Below are 1,333 nucleotides of genomic sequence, written 5' to 3'. Positions count from 1 at the left end.
GGCGGGCGGTCGCGGCGAGCGCCGTCGCGACGCCGCAGGCGCCCACGAGCAGGACGGCCGCGCCGACGGCGAGCAGCAGCACCAGGCCCCGGGCGGGTTCGCTCGCGTCGAGCCGCTCGAGCCGCTCGGCGCGGGTGCGGACCTCGAGCACCTCGAGCCCGGCCTCCTCGAGCCGCTGGACGGCGTCCGCGGGCGCGTCCGGCCCGAGCCAGACCTGCCGCTCGACGCGGTCGGTGCGGGGCGGCTCGAGCCGGGCCGCCAGGTCGAGGTCGACCAGGGCGCCCGCGGCGATCCGCGGGACGGTCGCCTCGTCGCCGAGGACCTCGAGGTTGATCTCACCGCCGTCCAGACCGGTGCCCCGCGCCAGCTGGCGGACGCCGAGGGGACGCAGCGGCGTCCCGGTGACGAGCACGGCCGGCAGCGCTGCCGGGACGTCGCGCCGCACCACGCCGGGGCTCGCCGAGGGGTTCGCGCTGAACGTCATCACGAGCCCGCCGCCGGGGAGCCGCTCGACGGTGCCGGTGGTGCTCGAGTCGACCTCGCGCTCGTCGACGCGGGCGGGCCGCCAGTCGCGGGGCGCGAAGCCGTCGACCTCGGTGCCGTCGACCGACAGCGCGCCGAGGGTGAGCACGCCGGTGACCGACCCGACCCCGCCGCGCCGGACGAGCACGGCCTGGCTGATCGTGCAGCCGTCCGCGCAGGCGTTCGTCGTCGCGCCGAGGACGGTCTCCTCCGCCGGCGGCTCGCCCAGGTCGATCGTCACCGCCTCGCCGGCCGCCGTGGTGCCCCGCAGGTGCAGCTGGAGGGCGAGGTCGACGGTGTCGGCGAGCAGCACCACCGGCACCTCGAACCGCGACCCGCGCACCTCGAGCGGGGCCACCACGTCGTCGGGGACGAGCCGGGCGCCGGTCCCGGGCGGCAGCGCCGCGCCGCGCGGCAGCCGGGCCACCACGGCGTCGAGCCGGTCGGAGTCGACGGCGAGCAGGGAGGCCTCGGGTCGCTCGTCGACGCGCCGCTCGGCGGCGGCCATCGCCCAGCGTCCGTCGGGATCGGCGCGCGCGGTCGCGGCCAGCAGATCGGGCACCGCCAGCGGCCCGACGACGGCGACCCGGTCGGCACCGACGTCGACCCCGGCCTGCGCCTGGCGCTGCTGGCCGGTGAGGCTCCATGCCGCGGCGGCGAACCCGGCGACCACGGTGACGGCGGTGACCAGGGCGGTGGTGCGGGTCAGCCCGCCGCGCGCCGCGACCTGGCGGACCGCGAGGAACGTCGCGAGCGAGCGCGAGCCGGTGCGGCGGCGCGCGAGCACGGCCACCCGGCGGACGGCGGCGGC

Annotated in this window: 1 pseudogene; it reads right to left on the bottom strand. The window is 79.5% G+C overall.

The features are described 5' to 3' along the window. Positions 1–1,333 (bottom strand): annotated as a pseudogene (locus tag ACYVKY_RS07815) (hypothetical protein); the annotation flags it as partial.

The sequence above is a fragment of the Angustibacter speluncae genome (genome assembly GCF_054777815.1).
Note: the sequence above shows the minus strand (reverse complement) of the source record. Positions and strands in the feature narration are given on the sequence as shown.